Origin of the sequence: Candidatus Rhodobacter oscarellae (genome assembly GCF_001078595.1) — a bacterium.
GTDB classification, from domain to species: domain Bacteria; phylum Pseudomonadota; class Alphaproteobacteria; order Rhodobacterales; family Rhodobacteraceae; genus Rhodobacter_B; species Rhodobacter_B oscarellae.
This window is the reverse complement of sequence record NZ_LFTY01000002.1, coordinates 1,075,972-1,095,554: the sequence shown is the minus strand read 5'-3', so window position 1 is coordinate 1,095,554 and position 19,583 is coordinate 1,075,972. Positions and strand designations below refer to the sequence as shown.

At 61.0% G+C, this 19,583-nt stretch carries 17 protein-coding genes and 1 tRNA gene; 4 read left to right on the top strand and 14 right to left on the bottom strand.

Annotation, left to right across the window (positions count from 1 at the left end; all coding sequences use genetic code 11):
* Positions 1-77 precede the first annotated feature (77 nt).
* The 8 genes from AIOL_RS10255 to AIOL_RS10220 form a co-directional block, all read right to left on the bottom strand.
* Positions 78-575 carry an SRPBCC domain-containing protein gene (locus AIOL_RS10255; RefSeq protein WP_049642892.1) on the bottom strand — a complete coding sequence of 166 codons (498 nt, stop codon included), beginning with the start codon at positions 573-575 and terminating at the stop codon, positions 78-80.
* A 3-nt stretch (positions 576-578) separates the two neighbouring features.
* The gene (locus tag AIOL_RS10250) at positions 579-1,028 is read right to left on the bottom strand and encodes a hypothetical protein (protein ID WP_049642891.1); all 450 of its coding nucleotides are present in this window, start codon (positions 1,026-1,028) and stop codon (positions 579-581) included.
* Positions 1,029-1,034: 6 nt separating this feature from the next.
* Positions 1,035-1,901: a carotenoid biosynthesis protein gene (locus tag AIOL_RS10245; RefSeq protein WP_049642890.1), complete on the bottom strand. Its 867-nt coding sequence runs from the start codon at positions 1,899-1,901 to the stop codon at positions 1,035-1,037.
* A gap of 90 nt (positions 1,902-1,991) precedes the next feature.
* A complete protein-coding gene (locus AIOL_RS10240; protein ID WP_049642889.1) occupies positions 1,992-2,282 on the bottom strand; it encodes a hypothetical protein in 291 nt (96 codons plus the stop codon).
* Between the two features lie 41 nt (positions 2,283-2,323).
* Positions 2,324-3,349 (bottom strand): SDR family oxidoreductase, encoded by a 1,026-nt coding sequence (locus AIOL_RS10235; RefSeq protein ID WP_049642888.1) that lies wholly within the window; start codon positions 3,347-3,349, stop codon positions 2,324-2,326.
* A gap of 45 nt (positions 3,350-3,394) precedes the next feature.
* A complete protein-coding gene (locus AIOL_RS10230) occupies positions 3,395-4,840 on the bottom strand; it encodes an aldehyde dehydrogenase family protein (RefSeq protein ID WP_049642887.1) in 1,446 nt (481 codons plus the stop codon).
* An 18-nt stretch (positions 4,841-4,858) separates the two neighbouring features.
* Positions 4,859-5,704, bottom strand: coding sequence for an SDR family oxidoreductase (locus tag AIOL_RS10225; protein ID WP_053101235.1), 846 nt, complete (start codon positions 5,702-5,704; stop codon positions 4,859-4,861).
* Between the two features lie 569 nt (positions 5,705-6,273).
* On the bottom strand, positions 6,274-8,223 hold the full coding sequence (locus AIOL_RS10220; protein WP_160314456.1) for a glycoside hydrolase family 31 protein: 1,950 nt from the start codon (positions 8,221-8,223) through the stop codon (positions 6,274-6,276).
* 170 nt (positions 8,224-8,393) lie between these two features.
* Here AIOL_RS10220 and AIOL_RS10215 point away from each other — a divergent pair, with 170 nt between their 5' ends.
* From AIOL_RS10215 to AIOL_RS10200, 4 genes are all read left to right on the top strand, one after another.
* A complete protein-coding gene (locus AIOL_RS10215; RefSeq protein ID WP_049642885.1) occupies positions 8,394-9,428 on the top strand; it encodes a LacI family DNA-binding transcriptional regulator in 1,035 nt (344 codons plus the stop codon).
* Positions 9,429-9,451: 23 nt separating this feature from the next.
* Positions 9,452-10,669, top strand: coding sequence for an ABC transporter substrate-binding protein (locus AIOL_RS10210; protein WP_053101233.1), 1,218 nt, complete (start codon positions 9,452-9,454; stop codon positions 10,667-10,669).
* A gap of 116 nt (positions 10,670-10,785) precedes the next feature.
* Positions 10,786-11,637, top strand: a complete 852-nt coding sequence (locus tag AIOL_RS10205) for a carbohydrate ABC transporter permease (protein ID WP_235438964.1) — start codon at positions 10,786-10,788, stop codon at positions 11,635-11,637.
* On the top strand, positions 11,634-12,467 hold the full coding sequence (locus tag AIOL_RS10200; RefSeq protein ID WP_082152521.1) for a carbohydrate ABC transporter permease: 834 nt from the start codon (positions 11,634-11,636) through the stop codon (positions 12,465-12,467). Before AIOL_RS10205 ends, AIOL_RS10200 begins: the two co-directional genes overlap by 4 nt.
* 655 nt (positions 12,468-13,122) lie before the next feature.
* Here AIOL_RS10200 and AIOL_RS10195 read toward each other — a convergent pair.
* The 6 genes from AIOL_RS10195 to AIOL_RS10170 form a co-directional block, all read right to left on the bottom strand.
* Positions 13,123-13,212: transfer RNA gene (locus AIOL_RS10195), tRNA-Ser, on the bottom strand.
* 65 nt (positions 13,213-13,277) lie between these two features.
* Positions 13,278-14,126, bottom strand: coding sequence for a peptidoglycan-binding domain-containing protein (locus AIOL_RS10190; protein WP_235438963.1), 849 nt, complete (start codon positions 14,124-14,126; stop codon positions 13,278-13,280).
* 37 nt (positions 14,127-14,163) lie between these two features.
* Positions 14,164-14,874, bottom strand: a complete 711-nt coding sequence (locus AIOL_RS10185; protein WP_049642881.1) for an alanyl-tRNA editing protein — start codon at positions 14,872-14,874, stop codon at positions 14,164-14,166.
* Positions 14,871-17,276 carry a DUF3772 domain-containing protein gene (locus AIOL_RS10180; RefSeq protein WP_053101231.1) on the bottom strand — a complete coding sequence of 802 codons (2,406 nt, stop codon included), beginning with the start codon at positions 17,274-17,276 and terminating at the stop codon, positions 14,871-14,873. Before AIOL_RS10180 ends, AIOL_RS10185 begins: the two co-directional genes overlap by 4 nt.
* On the bottom strand, positions 17,276-18,304 hold the full coding sequence (locus AIOL_RS10175; protein ID WP_049642880.1) for a cysteine synthase A: 1,029 nt from the start codon (positions 18,302-18,304) through the stop codon (positions 17,276-17,278). Before AIOL_RS10175 ends, AIOL_RS10180 begins: the two co-directional genes overlap by 1 nt.
* 201 nt (positions 18,305-18,505) lie before the next feature.
* A complete protein-coding gene (locus AIOL_RS10170) occupies positions 18,506-19,546 on the bottom strand; it encodes an NUDIX domain-containing protein (protein WP_049642879.1) in 1,041 nt (346 codons plus the stop codon).
* Positions 19,547-19,583 lie beyond the last annotated feature (37 nt).

The following is a 19,583-nucleotide window of genomic DNA, read 5'->3' as shown; positions in this document are numbered from 1 at the left end:
ATTTGCAAAGCGGTCTGGACCGGCAGATCGCGCCACAAAGCCTGATGCAATTGGGCGTCGCACGCTTCCTTGCCCATTCAGTTCTCAAATGTTTCCAGGACCCTTTTCCTCAGCGCCTCGTTCGCCTGAGCGTAGGCCGGCTCGACCCAATCAGACGCCCAGAACCAGACATAGAAACCGCGATCAACTTCGTTCTGGATCACTCTCGTTCCGCCGCCGACCGGCTCCAGCAGCCAATGATGGTCGAAGGTAATGAAGCCGCGGAGGCCACCGAACTGGTTGATCTCCTTGCCGGGCTCTACCTTGACCACATCGGAGGTGATGACCACGTCATCCTTGCCGGGTTCGCGCACCGTCGTTTTCACGGTGCCGCCCTGCTCGAACCGGCCCTCGACATTCACAAAGACCGGATGCCAGTCCTTGTAGCCCGAGGCATCGCTCAGCACTGCCCACACTGCTTCGGGCGGAGCTGGAATGTCGATCTCCACGCGGAAGGTTTTCTCTCCGGTAAAGGTTAGGAGGGCGACAGCCAGCACCGCCAGACCCAGACCCCATTTCATCAAGGACCACAGCATCGCCTAAACCGCTCCGCCGTTTAAATGGGTATCAAAACAGCCCATCAGCTCTCCGGGGTGGCTGCCGATGAAATCGTAGGCGGCAAACCGGCTCTTTTCCAGATCGAGCAACCTGAGTTCCTTTTCGACCGTGAGGGCGTCAAAATAGCGCTGCACCATGCCCATCTGCGTCCAGGGATCGTTCTTGTTCTGCACGACAAGCGCTGGCGCGGTGATCCTTGGAGTATGGTCGATGACATCAGGCTTGGCCATGTCAAATCCCAGATGTTCGTTGCTGGCCCGCGGGATGGGGCCGAGATCGCCTTTGCCATGGCCGCGCAAACCGTAGATCAGGACGGAATAGCTGCCCTCCGCCAGGTATTTGGCCTGGCGAAGGGGAGTGTTGTTTTGCTTCCGCCGCTTGATCTGCCAGCCCGCATATTGCGTTGGGGCGTAGCCCTGAGCCTTCGGCAAGCCGCCTTACTGCGCAGGGGACGGCGCGAAGGCCTTGTTCAATTGCAGCCAAGAGTACGCGGTGATCGGCAGCACGGTCCAAAGGGCGACCACCAGCATGGCGCCATAGATATCGGTCGCCCACCAATCATGCCCGTCAAGCGAGGTGACCATGTAGTTCTCGCGCCACATATAGCCGGTCAGGTTGTCCAGAAGCTGCGAGCCATAGACCAGAATGGCCATCAACCAGTAGCTCTTGATGTTGACGATATCCGGGGTCGGCTGATCGTTGCTCGACCGGTTCAGCAGCGCGAACATCAGATAGAAAATGAGGACGACGAAATACCACCCCAGAAAGTTCGATATCGGCACCCCAAAATAGGTCCCGCCCTCTTCCCAGACCCACATCGGATTGATGGTCGAGGCCAGAGGATCGATGCGCAGGTCCCAGGCTGACATGATGTAGGCGGCAATGATCGGCACGATGAGGATCTCGCCGCCGATGATTCGGTTGTCAAAGCGCTGCAGGATGATCCCGGCCAGGACCCAGGAGATGTAGCCAAACGCAAAATAGGACGGCATCACCGAAACCGGTACGACCCCGAGCTGCCAGCCGAGAAGCTCGGTATAGTGGTAGTGACCGAACGGGAACCCGGTGAGAACGCTCATGGTTTCAAATGTGAACCCGGTGCCGAAAACCATGATGAACAGAATGAACATCTTGCGCCAGCCGTAGCGCAAAGCGCCATGCCAGAAGGCAAAGGGCGTGACGACAAGGGGATAGCCCAAAGCGAGAAGCGGATGATCGATGAAACCGCGTAGATAGGCTTGGGTGAATTGAAGGGCGACAAGGGCCCAGGCGACGATGAAGAAAATCCGGTACTGAGAAGGCATGGTCTTGCTCCTTTTTCCGATATCTGGCGTGGGAAGTTGCCAGGGAACGGGCCCGCGTGACGCGATCACGCCGCGCGGGCCCGCGGTGGGTCACATATGTGCGTCGTACCAGGCGACCATCTCGGTCGGGTTCTGGCCGAAATAGCGACAGCCCTCGTAGCGTTCCGGCGGGCCTTCGATCCAGAGCAGCTTTGTGTCGGCACGAGAGATGGCATTGCTGCCAATGTGGCGAAAGCTGGAATAGGAGCTGTAGCGCGCGTGGAACCGTGCCACCGCATTCTCGACGCCATTGTCGCGCGGGGCCCGTTCGATGAAAGGCGCGGCCGACAGGGGTGGCCAGGCGACCTGGTCAATCAGGGCGTCTTCCTGGGTCTTGTCCATGGTTTCTCCTTTCGCTGTATCGGAGTTCCACCCGACGCGGTTCACTTTGGAACGACGCCCAGCTTGATCAGGCTTTCTGCGGTGGCCAGCGTCGCCTCCTTGGCGCCGCGTGGCTTTAGCCCAAGGATCCGTTGCATTTTGTCATTGGAGACACGCTGCGTCCGATCAAGATCTTCGATATTGGAGCGAAGGCCCTGATTGAACATCGCAATCAGCCGTACCAGCCAGTTGGGCATGCGCCGGGTCGGCACGCGCCGTTCCGGATAAGCCTCGCGCAGGAAAGCTCCGATATCTTCGAACCAGCAAAACTCACCGGCGCAGATAATGCGTTGCCCGGCGGCCTCCGGGTTGGTCATGGCCAGGATATGGCTGCGCGCCACATCGCGCACATCCACAACCGCATAACCCAGTCGCGGATACATGGGGATCTGGCCCGTCATCAATTGCTTAACCGCCTCGGCGGAGGTGCCGATATCCTGCATCAAGGCCGGCCCCAGGATCAGCCCGGGATTGATCACCGTCAGTTCAAGCCCGTCTCCCGCGGCGTTCACAAAATCCCACGCGGCCATTTCCGCCAGGGTTTTAGACCGCAGGTAAGAGTTGAGCTCCGGGCTGTCGGGGTCCGTCCAGTCCTCTTCGGTGTAGGGCCGGGTCTGGGTCTTGTCCTTGCCATAACCAATCGCCGCAATCGACGATGTCATGACCACGCGCTTGCATCCCGCAGCCTGCGCTGCCTTGAGAACCCGCAGCGCCCCGTCACGGGCTGGTTTGACCAGCCCGTCCCGATCCTTCGGAACCTGCAATGGGATCGGCGAGGCAATGTGCAGCACATAGGCGCAGCCCTCTGCCGCTTCTTTCCACCCTTCATCGCTGGACAGGTCGCCCTTGACGAGTTCGACCTGAGACGGATCAGACGCCCTTTGACGGAAGAATTCCAGCAGGTCACCGCTGCGCTCAGGCGCGCGCACGGTTCCGCGCACCTGATAGCCCTCTTCCAGCAGTTGGATCACGGCGTGACTGCCTACAAATCCAGAGGCCCCCGTGACCAATACGCGTTGTTCTTTCATAGTCGAAACTCCGATCAGACCCGCGACAAGCAGGCGAATTTGCGGTCAAGCGGCATCAGCCGCAAAGTAGTTGTTGATGGACTTCACTTCGAGCATGTCCTCGATGCCCCAGGCCCCCGCCTCGCGACCGATACCGGATTGCTTGTAGCCGCCCCAGGGCGCGCTGGGATCCTGGTCCAGCGCATTCACGCGCACCGTGCCGGTGCGCAGCCGCCGGGCCACGGACAGCGCCAGCGCGTGGTCGGAGCCATAGACATAGCCGGACAGGCCATAGGGCGAGTCATTGGCAATCTCGACCGCCTGTTCCACCGTGTCATAGGCGATGATCGTAGCGACGGGGCCAAAGATCTCTTCGCGGGCAATGCGCATGTCATTGGTGACATCGGCAAACATCGTCGGTTTGACGAACGAACCGGCCTCCAGCCCCTCTGGTTTGCCCGGACCGCCGGCGACCAGCCGGGCGCCTTCGTCGATCCCGATACGGATGTAGCTCTGAACGGTGTCCCATTGGTGCTGCGACGCGACGGGGCCGATGAAGGCGTCGCTCTCGGGCAGGCCGACCTTGAGCGTCGACAGGGCCGCGGCCATGGCCTGGGTGAATTCCTCGTAGATGTCCGCGGGCACCAAGGTGCGCGTGCCCGCCGCACAGATCTGGCCCGAGTTCAGCATGCAGGCCATGACAGCGTCAGTGGCCGCCTTGTTGATATCAACCTCGGGGAGCACGATGAAGGCGGATTTGCCGCCCAGCTCCAGCCCGACCTTCTTGGCCTGTGCCGCGGCCTTCTGGCCGATCCCGGTGCCCACCTGGGTCGACCCGGTGAACGAGATGTAGTCGATATCCGGATGGGTCGACATGGCCTCGCCCACCACCGAACCCTTGCCCAGCACCAGGTTGAACACGCCGTCAGGTAGACCGGCCGCCACCAGCGCTTCGGCCAGGACCATGGCCGAATGTGTGGCCAGTTCGGCCGGCTTGAAGACGATGGTGCAGCCCGCCGCGATGGCCGAACAGACCTTGCCACAGAACATAACCGCCGGACCGTTCCAGGGCGCAATCAGCCCGACCACGCCCACCGGCTCGCGGGTGACCAGAGTGCTGCCCTGACGGGTGTCGAATTCGAAGGATTGCAACGCGCCGATAATGCTGCGGATCACCTCGATACCAATGCCTGCATGCATCATCTTCGCCACGCCGATGGGCGCGCCGATATCGGTCATGACCGCCCGCTCCAGCCGGTCCACATGTTTTTCGTATTCGGTGGCGAAGGCCTGCAGATAGGCGACGCGGTCTGCGACAGAGACCTGCGACCGGGCCGGAAAGGCCGCCTTGGCCGCAGCGACCGCGCGGTCGAGGTCTTCGACGCCGGCGCGCACCGCCTGCCCGCTGACCGACCCATCGGCCGGGTTGATCAGGGTGGCGAATTCGGTCGCGCTGGGCACAACCCAATCACCGTTCCGGAAGATTTTCTCATAGCGCGGAAGTCTGGTCATTGTATCGCTCCTTCCCCATCACAGGTCTTGCGGAGTCAGCATCGGTGCCACTTGGTCCAGAAAGTCCTGCCGCGAAGATGCGGCGGCCATCATGCCCACCAGCATTCCTGCATCCGCGCCAACCGGGTTGTGCACCGGCGTCTCCTGCGTCGCGCATTCAAAGATTTTGTCCGCCACATCCTGCGGATCGGCCGCTGCGCCGCTCTGTGCTGCTGACTGTGCCACCTGCGCCGCAAAATGTGCACGCAACTTGGTCTCATAGGCCTTCAACTGGGCGTCATTGCCCGCAGAGCGGGTATCCACATTCGCTAGGAATTGTGTCGTCGGAAAAGCACCGGGCTCGACAATCCGCACCTTGATCCCGAAGGGCGCGCATTCCAGTGCCATGGCTTCGCTCAGACCGTTCAGCGCGTGTTTTGAGGCCGTGTAGACCGAGTTCCCGGGCACGGGTATCAGCCCCGCCATGGAAGAGACATTAATGATGGTCCCGCCGCCCTGTTTGCGCATTCCTGGCATCACCGCGCGCATCGTGTTCATCGGCCCGAACACATTGGTCTCAAACATCGCGTGGATCGAGGCGTCGGTGGCCTCTTCGAACAGCGCGTGGCCGCCATAGCCTGCGTTGTTCACCAGAACGTCAATGCCGCCAAACCGGTCGCTGCCTGCCTCCACAGCGGCACGGATCGAGCTGGGATCGGTCACATCTAACCGCGCCAGGATCAGATTGTCCCCAGAGATCAGCTCGGATTCCCTTTCGGGCGCGCGCATGGTGGCAATGACGTTCCATTGCTGCGCGAGGAAGCTCTTTGCTGCCAGTTTGCCGAAGCCGGATGAGCAACCGGTGATAAGAACGGTGCGGGCCATAGCGGTTCCCCAACTGCTAACTTTCCATATGAACGTTCTTCGTAAAATAGTATCTTACGAATCGACGTTGCTTGTCAAGTGGTGAAGCTGCCTTTGGTTGGCGACGTGAACCGGCAAGATTTGTGGTTGAGACTGGAATAGCCCCACTTGAGTGGTCGGATTTGATTGTTAGTGCATGACCGGCTGGAGCTGGACCCAACGGGTCGGGATGAGGCGGGGCTGGTTCCGCGGAAAAGGATCAGCCGCCTGGTGCGTCTGCGGAAAAGCAGGGTAAGGCCACCAATCCTAGAACTTTCTTTGCGGCTTCCCCCTGATCTCACGGATCCGGAATTTGGTGTCTCAACTTCCCGACGGGACAAGGGGCTTGCTTTGATCCAGGTGTTGCCCCTGGTTCTAGGCCGGCAATCTTTTGCAACCGCGTTGTTCTCTAAAGCCCGATGGCGCCACCTACACAAACCATTCACCCGACCCAATCTTGAGGCCTAGTTCGGGGCTGACGGATGAAGGCCCGTGTTTCTTGTTTGGAGTATCGAGACCGATCCGCGCCACGCCGCGCGTCTTTTGTGGCGTCAGTTTCGTTTGAACACGGGCATGGTGTGCAGGGGGGCATCGGCTGTGATCCACTGTCCGCCTTCAAACGTTGCACCTGTCCAGTAGCAGACCCAATCGGACCCTTTTGGTAGATAAACCTGTCGGCTGCGCGCGCCATATTCGATCACCGGAGCCACAAGATACGCGTCGCCAAACATATAGGTGTCGTCAATGGCAAGAGCCGCGTCATCCTCGGGGAACTCCATGGCAAGAGAGCGCATCACTGGCGTCCCGTGGGTCTGATATGCCGCCATTTGATCGTGGACATAAGGCCTTAGGGCTTCGCGATGTTGCAATTGCTCGGCCAGAATGTCTTCGACTTCGGGGCCATAAGACCAAAGCTCATTGGGGCCGCCATTTATGTAATCGGACGGCAGCCGGTTGCCGTGCAGTCGACAGACCGGGCAGAAAACCCCGAACTGAAACCAGCGGATAAGCAATTCACGGAATTCCGGATCTTCGGCATGGCCGCCCTGAAAGCCTCCGATATCCGTGGTCCACCATGACATGCCACTGGCCGCCATGTTTAGCCCCATTTTGATCTGCTCGGACAGGGCTCGGAATGTCGACTTTACATCACCGGTCCAGACCAATGCACCGAACCGTTGACTGCCGGCCCAGGCCGAGCGGCTCAGCAAAAGCACGTCTTCCTCGCCTTCGGATTTCATCCCGTCATAAAAGGCCATGGCATTGAAATAGGGATAGGCGTTGGTCACAGCCGACCCGGCCCCGGCCCAATAAAGCGTGTTCTCGTGAGAATCCGGGTAGAGTTCCGGCTCGCAGGCATCAAGCCACCACAGCTTGATGCCGTGCTTGTAATACCCGTCTTTGCACCGTTCCCAGACGTATTTGCGGGCCTCAGGATTGGTGGCATCGTAATAGGTGATGTTGACCTGGCCTTCGACGCCGCGCTCCAGAAACGGGGTTTTCAGATGGGACCCTTCACGGGACCGGATGAGGTATCCGTTGCTGTCCAGCTCGGCAAAGTTCTCGGCCAGCGGGTTCACCGAGGGCCAGATTGAGATCATGGTTTTCACCCCCTGATCCTCAAGCTTTGTGACCATGTCGGTGGGGTCGGGCCAATCTGGGGCGTTGAACTTCCATTCCCCGTGTTTGGTCCAGTTGAAATAGTCGATGACGATCACCGACAGGGGATACCCCTTGTCGAGATGGGTCTTAGCAACGCTCTCAAGTTCGTCCCGGGTCTCATAGCGCAGGCGGGACTGCCAGAACCCAGAGGCCCAGTCGGGGAATTTTGGCGCCAACCCGGTTGCCCGGGTATAGTTCTGCACGATCTCTTTTTGCCCACTGCCCACAGTGATCCAATAATCCAGCTGAACACAGCCCTTAGCGCGCCACAGGCTGCGATTGTTGTTCAGGGACACGCCACCGATCGAGGGGTTGTTCCAGAACAGCCCGTAGCCTTTGCTGGACACCGCAAAGGGCACCGAAACCGTTCCATTTTGCTGACGAAACGCGATGTGGTTGCCCTTTTGGTTCAGCGCCCCATTGGGGTTTTGCCCCAGCCCGTAGAACACCTCGTCCGCGTCGGAATCAAAATCCACCTCAACATCAAGCAGCTCCCCATCGCCATGGCTCAAGCGACGCGCGGGCATGACCACATCAATGGTATAGGAGCTTTGTTCTCTCAGGATGGGCAGGTCATCGCGGAAAAACGTGAGGTCGCCACTGTCTTGGTTGATTTCGCAGGAAATCCGCCCATTGGCGATGCGGCCCAAGCCGTTCTCAATAGTGATCGTGGGATCGCAGGGTTCAAGCGCGAGCAAGGCGCCGACCCGATCCTCGGCCAAGCGCGCCCACAAGGTGGCCCGCACGCGCAGGGAGTCACCGCCCCATGCCTCAACCCTCAGCGTTTGATGGCCGTTTCTCCAAACAAGAGCGCCCTCATGTGCGGTTAAGTTAGGCATACTAGGACCCCCTGCCTGTTTTTCTATCGCCCCTTGGCATAAAGAGGTGCGCACCTCACCACAAGCCATTAGTTTCATGAAGAATGACGCAATGATCCACTATCGTCCTATTTTGCTGTTTGTTGACATAAGGTGCGCACCTTATTAAGCCTTCGGGCAAGGGGAATCGGATGCCTGTTACGACCATTGAAGACGTTGCGGACAGAGCCGGAGTAAGCCCGGCCACGGTTGATCGCGTCATCCATGGCCGGGGCAAACCGCGCAACGGCACCATTGCCCGCGTCAAGGAGGCGATTGAGGCGCTCGGCTATCGCCCGAACCTTGCCGCATCCACATTGGCGCGCGGGAAAATACGGCGCCTCGGGTTGGTCATTCCAGACTGGGATGTAGAGTTTCTCAAGGGCCTAGCGGATCAAGCCGCAGACCTGGACGAAGAGCTGGAACTTGCCGGCGCTTCAGTTCACATGCTGAAATGCGACGAAACGGATCCGGCCGCTTTTGCTGAGAATTTTGAAGCTTTTGCGGAAGAGTTGGATGGGTGCGCGGTGCTGGCGCCGAATGATCCGGCCGTGGTCGAGGCCATCGCACGCCTTGAGGCTAACGGCGTCAGAATTGCGACGATCGTCACCGAGATCCCGACATCGGCGCGCACCTTGTTTGTGGGCCCCAATAACCGTGATCTTGGCGCCACGGCGGCCTGCCTTTTGGCCCCGACGCTGGAGCGTGTGGACGGGCCGGTTGCGGTGCTCAAGCCCGCCGCTCTGCAGGAGGATCACGAAGCACGCTATGTGGGGTTTTGCACAGCGCTGCGCGGGATTGGCATAGACCCGTCCCGGATCAAAACCTTTGTGGGGCGCAATCAGGATTCCGAGGATGATATCGCCGCGCACGCCATCAAAGAGCTTGGGCCCCACGCATTGACCGGGGCCTATATGACCGGTGGCGGGCTTGGTGCGCAAATGGCTGCGTTGACTGCCAGCCAGGCCGGAAAACCGGTCACGGTTGCCACAGATTTAACCTCCCTGAGTCGCAAACTTCTGCTGTCGCAAGATCTGAACTTCGTGGTGGCAAGCGACGTAAAGGACATGGTCAACACGGCCTTCGTCAGTCTTTTACGCACATTGAATGAGCCGCTGTGGAAGCCAAAGGCTGGCTTTCAGCAAGTGCAGGTGTTCACGCGGTTCAATCTACCACAACAACCATAAATGAAACGAGAGGGAGACTTATCATGACGTTCGGAAACGTAATCAGGTCGGTCACGGCCGGTCTGCTGGCAATACCCGCAACAACTGCGCTTGCGGAGCCGATCCAGATCACAATGTGGAGCCAGGACGGCAACGGTGCGACGGGCCAGCTGGTCCAAGAATTCAACGCATCGCAAGACGAAATCGAGATCGTCCTTGGCATTCGGGATTTCTCGTCCTTGGTGCCGGACACTGTGCGCGCCTTTGCCACCAAAACCGCGCCTGATATCGTTGAAATCGACAACCCCGAGGTGGCGATCTTTAGTTCGCGCGGGTTGCTGTATGATCTGACCGACCTTGCCGCCACTGCCGAGAATTTCGACGTGGACGCCATGTTCGCCGGACCTCGCGCAGCGAGCACCTGGGAGGGTCGTCTGTTTGGCATCCCCAAAGCGGCCAACACAATCGCGCTTTACTACAACGCCGATTTGTTTGAGGCCGCAGGACTTGATCCAGACAATCCTCCCGCCACGTGGAGCGAGCTTGAACAGGCTGCCGCGGCGTTGAATGATCCCGAAAACGGTGTCTCAGGCCTGTCTTTCTCGGCCGCGGCGAACGAAGAGGGGACGTTTCAGTTCCTGCCGTGGATTCAAATGGCTGGCGCAGGGTGGGATAACCTGAACAGCGAAGGCGCCATTGCTGCGCTGGAGTTCTGGGCGCGCCTGTATCAGAGCGGAAATGTGAACCCGGATGCAATCAACACGGGTCAGTGGGATCTGACCGGCGTGTTCAATTCTGGCAAAACCGCGATGCATATCTCCGGTCCATGGGAATTGAACCGGATGTCGGAAAGCGCTGAATTTGACTGGCGGGTCACACTGCTGCCGACGATGGACGGGTCGGATCGGCGGTCCTCAGCATTGGGTGAATTTGCCCATCTGGTCAATGCCGAAACAGAGCATCCAGAAGCGGCATTTGCCTTTATCGACTGGTTCCACAAGCATGACGCGGACATGTGGAACCGCTTTGGGCTTTTGCCTGCCTTTGGCGGGGTCGACTCAAATCCTGAAAACTTTGCCAAGGCTTTCGGGGTCTTCAACGAGCAGATGAAATACGCGTCGGTTCGCGGACCCCATCCTGAGTGGCCCCGCATTTCGCGAGCGATCCAAGACGCGCTTCAGTCTGCGCTGGTTGGCGAAGCGACAGCCGCAGAAGCGATGGCAACGGCCGCCGCAGAAGTTGACGACGTCCTGGGCAACTAAGCCTTACTACGAGCAGGCCGCCCCATCATGCACTGACGGGGCGGCCATTCTCCAAAATAAGAAAAAACGTGCAGTAAGGGTTTCGGATGAAACGCGGGGCAACCTTCGAATTTGCAATGCTTGCGACAGCAATCCTGTTCTTGCTGGTCTTTGCCGGCATTCCCCTGATTTACACCGTGATCCTGAGCTTTCAGGAGATCGACCCGTTCAAGATCAATCGGATCGTGCATGAATGGGTCGGCTTTGAGAACTACCGGGACACGCTTGGATCCGCGAAGGCCTGGTCTGTGTTCTCCAATACCGTGATTTTCCTATGCCTTTCGGTCTCCATTCAGTTTGTGGTCGGCTTCGGGCTCGCGCTGGTTTTTGTGTCGCGGTTCGTCGGGCGGGACGTGATGCGCGGGCTGTTTCTGGTGTCATGGATCACACCGCAGATTGCCGTCGGCATAATCTGGGTCTCGATCTTCTCGCAGAAGATCGGAATTCTGAACTACGCGCTCACCAGCCTCGGGATCGTCGATGCGCCGATTGGGTGGCTGACCGATCCTGATTATGCGCTTTACAGCGTCACGATTGCCAATATCTGGCTTGGCATCCCGTTCAACATGATTTTTCTAACGGTTGGCCTTCTGGCGATCCCCAGCAACCTGTACGAGGCCGCACGGATGGACGGCGCAAATGCCTGGAGCCGGTTTCGCCATGTCACCTTGCCCTCGATGATCCCAACCATCGTTACCGTGATTTCCCTGGGCATCATCTTCACCCTGCAACAGTTTGAGCTGTTTGCGGCGATGACCAGCGGGGGCCCGGCAGGGGCCAGCCTTGTGATGCAATACTGGTCGTGGGAGTTCTCCTTCCTGACATTCGAGATCGGCAAAGGATCCACAATTGCCACGGCGATGCTGCTGTTTGTCACGGTTGTAGGCGGGTTTTATGTCTACTTTTCGCGCGTGGATGACGTGGTATGAGCACAGCTTTTCAAACACATCGAAAACTGGCCGGCCCAATCCTTGCCGGTCTTCTGCTACTCTTGTTCCTTTTCCCGATCTACTGGTTCTACATCACTTCGCTCAAGGGCCCGAAAGAGATCGACAGGTTCCCGCCCGCGCTTTGGCCAGAGGAGCCGACGCTCAATATCCTGCGTGTTATTGCCGAAGCGAATGTCGCCCAATACCTGTCCAACAGCCTGATCATCGCGACGGGAATATCTCTTCTGACAATGGGCCTTGGCGTCGGCGCGTCTTGGGCGCTTGTGCGCATCCGCGGAAAATGGATTGATGCGATCCTGATCACAATTGTCGTTCTGCAGATGCTGCCCGCTGCGCTCATGGCGACGCCGCTTTATGTGATTTTCAGCAACCTGTTTCTGCTTGATACAAGGGCCGCCGTGGTAATTGCGGCCTCGGCAAAGTCGATCCCCTTTGTGATCATTTTGCTCAGGCCATCATTCCTGAAAATCCCAAAAGAGGTTATCGAGGCCGCAGCGGTGGATGGGTGCACAGGATGGCGACTGTTCCGGTTCATCGCGTTCCCGCTTGTTCGAAACTCTGTGATCATCATCTTCGCGCTGATATTCATGCAAGCCTACGGCGAATATGTCTTTTCACGCAGTTTCCTGAACAGCGACGGCAAGCTGCCGGCAAGCGTCGGCCTGGTAACCGAATTTTTCGGCCAATATGAACGGGACGTTACTGGCGCTATGGCATTTGGCACGATTTATCTTACGCCAATGCTGGTTGTCTTTGTGGCCATCCAACGAAAGCTTGTCTCAGGGCTCACTGCCGGGGCGGTCAAATAGGGCAACGCGGTGAATGCGTCGCTTCAGTTAATCAGATTGATTGACGCGACGCGGAAGTCGGGCAACCCAGGTCAGCCGGAAAAAAGACACCTGATGTCGAAACGCCCAAGTAACCTGCCCGCTATTGGCATCGTTGCGGTCCAAGAGCGCCTGATAGAGCGAGATATGATCTGGCACTCAAATGAAGTGCCGGAAGTTTAACCTCCAAGCCAAGCGCGGCGATAGTGGTCTTTCACCGAAATCTTGTTGCGCTCGACTTCTGCGAGCACTTCGCATTCCCGTTTGAAACGATCCGCTGCAAGCCGAAATGTTTTATCGCTCAGCAATTCACCGTGCCGCAGCTTGTCTCGCAGCGAGAAAAATCAATCCTCGGCGATGTCCTTCGCGCTGGCCAGACTTTCTTCCTTGGTGCTCACCCGGTGGTTCTTACCGCCAAGGTAAACAGAACTCTGCTAAACAGGGCTGCCGGTTCGCTTGTAGACGCGCACTTTACCGCCCAGAATCGAGTGTTTTTCGGCCATTTTCCATGCACCCCCAAAATGTGTCATCTTGTGTAAGGGTTGTGTAATAGTAAACCGAAGCGGATTCTCCGCATCGAGCCCCGCGTTATGGCGCTGAAAATCCAAAAGATATGCAATTATTATCACTTTGTTAGTGGCGGAGAGACAGGGATTCGAACCCTGGAGACGGTCTCCCGCCTACACACTTTCCAGGCGTGCGCCTTCGACCACTCGGCCACCTCTCCGTGACGCGCCTTCTATCGCTGAAAACCGTTCGGGGGCAAGGGGCATTCAAGGCCTTTCTGCCAGATTACTCGCCGCAGACGGCACCGGTTTCCTTGGCCACCGCGGCCAGGGCCTTGGCTGTCGCGGTTTGCACCGCCAGATCGGCGCCTCGCGCGGCGTTGTAGGCGGTCATGGCGCGTCGGGACCCCGGCCCCCAGAGCCCGTCGATCGCAATGGTGTAGCATCCCACCCGGGCCAGTTCGGCTTGCAGCTCGCGCGCCAAACCATCGGGCGCGCCAGCGGATGCGCTCGGCGCCGGGTTGGGCCCCGTCCCCGCCTCGGCATTGGCCTCGCCATCGACCGCGACCGGGTCGACCTCTTCCACGGCCTCGCCGCATCCCGGTGTATCGCAGCCCAGCGGCGCGATCTGGATCGGCAAGAGCATGGGCCCCACGGTCGCGTCCTGGCTTGGCTCCACGGCGCGGGCCTCCAGATCGAAGGCCCAAACGGAGGGATAGAAGACCAGCCCGCCCTCCAATGTCACTGCCTTTTGCGAGATCAGCACGGCCAGGACCTGCCCCGCGCGCGCCAGCCCATCGCCGGGAAGGGGCGCAAAGACCTCGCCATCCTCGCTGATCAGGAGCGCCGCTTTCGCCGCGTCCTCCAGCAGAGCGACGGCCTCGGGCCAGTCCTCGGCGGCCGGCCCCGCAGCGACGGCAAAGGTCATTGCAACGGATTGATCGGCCAGCACCTCCCAGCGGTACTCGCGCCAGGCCTGCTGCTCGAGCGCGGCGATGGCATCGCTGTCCTGCTCTGGATCAAGCCCCGCGGCGCCTGCGAAGGTCCCCTCTCCGGTGGCCACCACCGAGGCCTCTTGCGCTGAGACCGGTAGGACCAGCAGCGCCACAACGAAACTCAATAAAAACCGCGCCATGCGCATCAGCAACCACCCTGCCCTTTTCGTTCCAGCCTCACCCCGCCAAAAGCATGTTCACTCGGCGGTTTTGCGCGCCCTTCTTCTCGACCTTGCCGAGCGTGACGCGCCCGATCTCGCCCGTGGAACGCACATGCGTCCCGCCGCAGGGCTGCAGGTCAACCTGCGCCTCACACGCGCCAATGCGCACTAGGCGGACGCGTCCCGCGCCGGTGGGCGGCTTCACCGACATGGTCTTGACCAAGCCCGGATTCGCGGCGAGTTCAGCGTCGGTGATCCATTCCTCGCCGACGGGAAGGTCTCGCGCTATCAGGTCGTTCAACCTGGCCTCGAGCCCCTCCTTGTCCTCCAGCGCCTCGGGCATATTGAAATCCAGCCGCCCCTTCACGGCGCTGATCGCGCCCCCCGTCACGGGCAACGGGATCACCACAGACAGAAGATGCAGCCCCGTATGCACGCGCATATGCGCCAAGCGGCGCGGCCAGTCCAGCCGCTGCGTCACCGCGGCGCCCACCGGCGGCAGAGCGCCCTGCATCTGCAAGACGATCTGGTCGCCCTCGCCTTTCACCGCGTTGCTCACCGGCGCGTCATTGCCCTCGAACAGGACCCAACCGGTGTCGCCCGGTTGGCCGCCGCCTTGGGGGTAGAAGATCGAGCGGTCCAGCACCAAGCCGCCTTCGACATGGGCCACGACCCGCGCGGGCGCCTCTTGCAGATAGGCATCTTCGCGAAAGAGCATCTCGGTCAAGTGTCGCCCTCCGCCTCCGTGTCGCCATCCGCGATCAGATCCGGGTCCAACTCCTCGACCATCTTGCCGGGGCGCGGCTCTGCTGGCGGCGCGGCCACCTGGCGCAGCGTCTCTGGATTGCGCAGCCATAGGTCGCGCTGCGCGAAGGGGATCTCGATCCCCTCCTCGGCAAAGCGCTCGGCAATGCGGTGATGGATCTCGTTTTTGACCGACAAGGAGTAGTTCACATCCGAGAGCACCGCGCGAATGCGGAAGTCCAGGCTGTCGGCGCCGAAGCCCAGGAAATCCACCCCCGGCTCGGGATCGACGGTGACCAGGGGATGCTCGGCGGCGATCTCTTCGAGGATCTGCGTGATCCGACGCGTGTCGTTGCCATAGGCCACGCCCACCACGACGATGATCCGCCCAATGTTGTTCGTGCGGGTCCAGTTCTTCACCGCGCCGGCGATGAAGTCGCCATTGGGCACGATCACATCCACCCGATCAAAGGTCTCGATCAGCGTTGAGCGCACCGAGATCTTCTTGACGATGCCCGTATGCCCGCCGACCTCGATCCAGTCGCCCTCGGCCACCGGGCGCTCGATCAGCAGGATGATGCCCGAGACGAAGTTCTGCACGATGTTCTGCAGGCCAAAGCCAATGCCCACTGACAAGGCCCCTGCCACCAATGCCAGCGAGGACAGGTCGATCCCCGCGGTCGTGATCGCGATCAGCGCCGCCAGGAAGATGCCAATATATCCGACCCCAGAGACCACCGCGGTCTGCCCCCCGGGGTCCATGCTGGTCTTGGGCAGCACATTCGTGCGCAAGGCGCCCTGGATGATACGCGTCGCGATATAGAGCGCCACGAAGACCAGCACGAAGGTCAGGAAGATCTGCGGCGAGATGCGCGCGTCCCCGATGGTAAAGCCCTCGCGGAACCGCGCCCAAAGCTCGGTCAGGTCGGCCACCCGCGCGCCCCAGACCAGCGCGAAGAACGGCAATGAGGCGAGGATGATCAGAAGGCTGAGAAGCGTGGGGATCAGGGCGGCGCTGGCGCCCTCCTCGGTGTCGCCCACGGCCAACTCATAGACCTCGCGCGTCAGATCGATCAGAACGAACAGCAGGCCAATCAGGGCCAGCGTGCCAATCGTCGGCAAGAGCAGGAACAGGCCCGCCTCTAGGTAGCCCACCGCCAGAAGGACCATCCCGGCCACGGCCAGCAGCACCGTCAGGCGCCCTGCAAACCCCAGCCAGCGCCCACCGAACACCGCCGTCTCGTCGATAGGTTCCGTGCGGGTCACATGCACCAGCAACCGGCCCAGGCGGATCAAGGACAAACCCGCAAGCAGCCCGAACGGGAAATACAGCACCGCCAGCGTCGCCGGGGCGAAATCATCGAACTGCGACAGCGCCCCGATGATCGCCGTCAGCCCGTAAAGCAGCCCCAACAACGTCGCGGACCGGCGCAGGCTGGCGGCCCGATCTGGCGCGATGGAGATATAGCGCGCCGTCGTGAAAAGCCGATTACCCAGCCAATAGGCCACAAAGAGAAACAGCCCAAACAACGGCAACGCATTCGCCAACGCAACACCACGGAACCCCAAAAGCCCGGTTGCGTTCAGCGCGATCACGGCCAGGTAGATGCCCAGGATGGGCGCCAGAGCCTCAATCATGCCCCACAGAATGCGGGCCAGCCGCGCGGCTCGTGCGGGGATCTGCTCTGCTGTGGCGGCCTGTGCGCGCCGCACCAACTCGCCGCCCCGCAGCAGCAGGATCAGCGCCGCCACGGCAAACAAAAGCACGCGCGGCAGGGCGTCCTGCAGGGCGTCGCGCCGGATCGGCGAGGCCCAGCTGTCAGCGGCCTCGGTGTAGATCACCCGGAAGGCGCGCTTGATGTCCTCCCAAGCGTCCGTCCAATTGGCCGGGTTCAGCGGGGTGGGTCCCAGTTGCACCAGCGCGTCGGCCTGGCGGTCGCGAATGATCGCGTCAATTTCGCGTGCGAGCCCATCGGCGCGGCTATAGGCCTCTTCGGCGCTCACAGCCGGGGCCTGGGCGCCGGCCAGCTGCTCTGCCAGTTCCGCGCGCCGGTCCGCGATCTCTTGCGCCTCGGTCTCGCCCTCGCCGGGGGCCGGCCCCAAGGCCTCGATCTGCGAGCTCAGCGTGGTAATGCGTTCCGCGTTAAGGTCCTGGCCGCGCAGGAAACGTTCGCGCCAGACCACCACCTCAGAGCGCAGGCTTTCGAAGGCCTCGTTGGAGGCACGCCCGGCCTCAATCGCCCCCTCGGCCCGCTCGGCCACGGTGGCCCAGGCCTCGTAGTCGATCTCTTCGGCCGTGGTCTGCGCCAGGGTGACGCCCGCCAGAACGGTGCTGGCCAGAATGACCCAGACAGCAACCGCCGCGATATGCCAAAGGCGGCGCATCACTCGGCTTCAAAGACCGTTGGGATGTCCTGCGGGGCCGCGTCCAGCCAATCAGGCACTGGCAGGTCCTTGGAGCGCAGGAAGTCCGGGTTGAAGAGCTTGGATTGATAGCGCGTGCCGAAATCGCACAGGATCGTCACGATGGTCTTGCCGGGCCCCATCTCGCGCGCCATATGCATCGCGCCCGCGATATTGACGCCGGTGGAGCCACCCATGCACAGCCCCTCGGCCTGCAAGAGGTCAAAGACAATCTGCACCGCCTCGGCATCCGGCACGCGGGTGACAAAATCGGGGGTGAAGCCCTCTAGGTTCGCCGTGACACGCCCCTGCCCGATGCCCTCGGTGATCGAGTTGCCGGGATTCTCCTGGCCGGTATAGATCTTGTACATGCCGGCGCCCTCTGGGTCGGCCAACCCGACCTTCAGGCCCTTGGGCTGCAGCGCTGCGCCGATGCCCGCGACCGTGCCGCCAGAGCCCGCCGCGCAGATGAACCCGTCCACCTTGCCGCCGGTCTGCTCCCAGATCTCGGGGCCTGTAGTCTCGATATGCGCCTGCCGGTTGGCGGTGTTGTCGAACTGGTTCGCCCAGATCGCGCCATTCGGGTCGGTCTTGTTAAGTTCAGCCGCCAAGCGCCCGGAATATTTGACATAATTGTTGGGGTTCTTGTAGGGAACCGCGGGCACCTGCACCAGTTCGGCCCCGGCCAGGCGGATCATGTCCTTCTTTTCCTGGCTCTGGGTCTCGGGGATCACGATCACCGTCTTGAACCCCAAGGCCGCGCCGACCAGCGCCAGCCCGATCCCGGTATTACCGGCCGTGCCCTCGACGATCGTGCCGCCGGGCTTAAGGTCGCCGCGCGCGATCGCGTCGCGGATGATATAGAGCGCCGCGCGGTCCTTGACGGATTGGCCGGGGTTCAGAAACTCTGCCTTGCCGTAGATGTCGCAGCCCGTGGCCTCGGAGGCGGCCTTTAGACGTATCAGGGGCGTCTTGCCGATCGCATCCGGCAAATCCTTGTAAACCCGCATGGCACGCCCCCTATGATCTCTTGGTTCATCGAGGTTTAGGCCGGGCAATTGGTGAACTCAAGCGCCGTTTGTGGCGGCGCCCGCGCAGCGGGCATAGCCGGATTGTTCCATGCTGTCGGGTTGGGCGGTGGTCAACGCGGTTCGTCGAACCCACCCGGTTCGATTATTCCGCCGATTCGCTTAATTTTCCCCCAACGAAACTCAAATCGAACCCGCCCCGCGCAGACGCCCCCGGTGCGCCTGCAGCCATAGCGCCGTCAGAACCAGCGGGCCGTTCTGCGCCTCGCCGCTTTGCAGCAGCTCCATAAGGCCATCAAACGGCAGGATCACGCCGCGGATGTCTTCGGCCTCGGCCTCAAGCCCGCCGATGCGCGCCGCCTCATCCGGCAGATCCGCGATGCCCACATAGCTGAACAGATATTCCGAGACCGCGCCCGGCGAAGGATAGTAGTTTGCAACGCTCTCCAGGCGCGAGATCGCCAGGCCGGCCTCCTCCTGCGCCTCGCGCGCCGCCGTATCTGCGGGGCTCTCGCCGGGGTCAATGCGGCCCGCGATGGGCTCCAGGCTCCAGGGCCATCGGTCGCCACGCAACAGCGGCCCGAAGCGGAACTGCTCGATCACCAGGACCCGGTCGCGCACGGGATCATAGGGCAGCACCGTCACCGCATCACCAGACACGAAAGCGGCGCGCTGCACCGTCGCGCTGACGCCGCCGTTGAATTTGCGGAACCTCAGATCCTGTTCCTCCAACATGAAGAAGTCCAGGTAAGGCTTTCTAGCGGCGTCAGTTTCCACGTCCTCGGCTGTGAATCCATGGCGCATGTTCATGGGGGTCTCTTCGGCCTGCGCGCGCGCCCAACTCGCGGCGCGCACCATGATCTGTTCTAATGAGCGGCGCATGGTCTGGGGGTCACGATCACCCAGAAAGCTGATCACATCCTCAGAGGCGCGCCGAACCGTAGCGCCCCAGCGGTCTTGCCAGGCGGCCAGGTCCCAGTCCTGCCCGGCCTCGGCGCAGCCATAGCCGATGGCGTCGATCTCGGGCAGCGCGCGGGGCTGATAGCCGAACACGTCTGCCCAGAACTCGAGGCGTTGCTGTGGGAGGCCCGATAGATCGGCGACCGCCCCGCGCACCTGCGCGCCTGCTGCGCTGACCAGCGCGGCGCCATGGGTTTGGCGTGTAAGACCGGCACGGAACCCAGGCAAGGTCACCTCGGCAAGCGGAACCTCCGCGCCCAGCACGGCCCGCCGCAACCCGGGGTCAAGCAGACCCCCAAAG